This window comes from Streptomyces odonnellii, assembly GCF_000981895.1.
In the GTDB taxonomy this organism is placed as follows: Bacteria; Actinomycetota; Actinomycetes; order Streptomycetales; family Streptomycetaceae; genus Streptomyces; species Streptomyces odonnellii.
This window is the reverse complement of sequence record NZ_LATD01000338.1, coordinates 1-1,763: the sequence shown is the minus strand read 5'-3', so window position 1 is coordinate 1,763 and position 1,763 is coordinate 1. Positions and strand designations below refer to the sequence as shown.

Sequence of the window (1,763 nt, the reverse complement as noted above, 5' to 3'; positions counted from 1 at the left end):
AGATCCACGACTGCTGGGTGATGCTCGGATCCAGCTCCGTGCTGATGGCCGGGATCGCGAAGTAGAGGACGGAGACATCCATCGAGACGAGGAGGAGCGGCAGCAGGAGGACGACAAAGGCGGTCCATTCCCGGCGGCCGGCGCGTGGCGCGGTGGCGGGGACGGGGGTGGAGACAGGGGTGGGATGCGTCATGGGCAGGACTGTACGGATGCCATAAACGCTTGTCTAGTACGCTTGTTTAGTACCTTCGTTTAAGACGTACGTGTTGCACGTTTGTCTATGACGGTCGTATGCACACGCGCTAGGCTGCCGCACATGGGACACCGTGAGGATCTGCTCGAAGGCGCCAAGCGCTGCCTGCTGGAGAAGGGGTACGCCAGGACCACGGCACGGGACATCGTGGCCGCGTCCGGCACCAATCTGGCCTCGATCGGCTACCACTACGGCTCGAAGGAGGCCCTGCTCAACCAGGCCTTTCTCGCGGTGACGGAGGAGTGGGGCGACTCCATCGACCAGGAACGGGCGGGGGAGTCCCTGCCCGAAGAACCGCTGGAGCGCTTCCGCGCGGTGTGGGAGCGGGTCATCGGCACCTTCGAGGCGAGCAGACCGCTGTGGAAGCTCCAGTTCGAGATCATTTCCCGTATCGACCAGGAACCCGAGTTGAAGGCGGCCCTGGCCGGCGCCCAGAGCGAGGGCCGTAACGGGCTCGCGGAGGCTTTCCAGGGGCAGGGCGTCAAGGACGACCCGGAGAAGACCCGGGTGGTCGGCATCGTCTACCACGCGATGCTGGCGGGCGTCATGGCCCAGTGGCTGATCGACCCGGAAACGGCGCCCAGCGCGCAGGACGTGACGGACGGTCTGCGGGCGATCATGGGAGACGCATGACAACGGCCGGCCGCCGGACGACGGCTGTTCCCCGGCGGCCGTACGGGACGAGGTGACGGACGGGCCTCAGCGGTCCGTGGCGCTCAGGTGGTACGTCGTGTCGACCCAGAAGCCTTCCACCGTGCGCGCCTTGATCTCCAGGACGTACTGGCCCGGGGCCAAGGGCGCGATGCCCGCCCAGATGCCCCAGCCGCCGCGAGGGGCCAGTGCCGCCCAGAACGGCTTCGCGGTGAACTCCCGCAAGGCGAGCGGGGCGCCGTTGAGATACGCCTCGGCCCGCGCGACCGCCAGGGTCAGCGGCGTCCGCGAAGTCTGCCAGGGATACTGGACGTTGAGAACGGGGAAGAAGATCGGCCGATCGGTGGGCACGTCGCACCGGCGCTCCACCCGGCCGCCGTAGGTCCCGGCGAGGAACCAGAGATCTTTCGGCTGCTTCCAGCCAGCGTGCTCGCCGGTCCGATCCAGGACCGGGCTGTGCCTCCTAGGAGCCGACAGCGCCCACTTCCACCAGCGGGCCGACAGCGCCCCGCCCTCCTCGTCGGTCAGTGACCATGATCTGTCCCCCGCCGTCGCGTCGTTCATCTGTGTCCCCTCCCTGAACGGCCCTCCGGCCGCGCTCACTTGAACGAACAGACCTTACGAAGGCGTCAGAGGCGGGCCGCCTTCAGGGCCATGTGGAGGAGCAGGCGGTCTTCGCCGGAGTCGAGGTCGAGGCCCGTGAGTTGTTCGATGCGGGAGAGACGGTAGTAGAGGGTCTGGCGGTGGATGCCGAGGGCGGCGGCCGTGCGGCCGGCCTGGCCCGCGTGGTCCAGGAACTCCTCGGCGGTGTGGGCGAGTTCGGCGTGGGACGGGGTGAGGAGCGGGCGGACGGCGGGGT

The 1,763-nt window shown here is 68.3% G+C and carries 3 protein-coding genes and 1 pseudogene; 1 reads left to right on the top strand and 3 read right to left on the bottom strand.

Features of this window, described 5'->3' with window-relative positions:
- A pseudogene (locus tag WH07_RS28325) lies at nucleotides 1-193 on the bottom strand (MFS transporter); the annotation flags it as partial.
- Nucleotides 194-316: 123 nt separating this feature from the next.
- Here WH07_RS28325 and WH07_RS28320 point away from each other — a divergent pair.
- Nucleotides 317-886 carry a TetR/AcrR family transcriptional regulator gene (locus WH07_RS28320; protein WP_046505962.1) on the top strand — a complete coding sequence of 190 codons (570 nt, stop codon included), beginning with the start codon at nucleotides 317-319 and terminating at the stop codon, nucleotides 884-886.
- Between the two features lie 66 nt (nucleotides 887-952).
- Here the strand turns inward: WH07_RS28320 and WH07_RS41410 are convergent, their stop codons facing one another.
- Both WH07_RS41410 and WH07_RS28310 read right to left on the bottom strand, forming a co-directional pair.
- Nucleotides 953-1,468 carry a hypothetical protein gene (locus tag WH07_RS41410; protein ID WP_046505959.1) on the bottom strand — a complete coding sequence of 172 codons (516 nt, stop codon included), beginning with the start codon at nucleotides 1,466-1,468 and terminating at the stop codon, nucleotides 953-955.
- Between the two features lie 65 nt (nucleotides 1,469-1,533).
- The coding region (locus WH07_RS28310; protein ID WP_046505955.1) for a PucR family transcriptional regulator at nucleotides 1,534-1,763 on the bottom strand (230 nt) is incomplete at its 5' end.

What these genes read in the sequence shown, in the direction of transcription:
- WH07_RS28320 (WP_046505962.1), top strand. Translation starts at nt 317, where the DNA reads ATGGGACACCGTGAGGATCTGCTCGAAGGCGCCAAGCGCTGCCTGCTG.
- WH07_RS41410 (WP_046505959.1), bottom strand. Translation starts at nt 1,468, where the DNA reads ATGAACGACGCGACGGCGGGGGACAGATCATGGTCACTGACCGACGAG.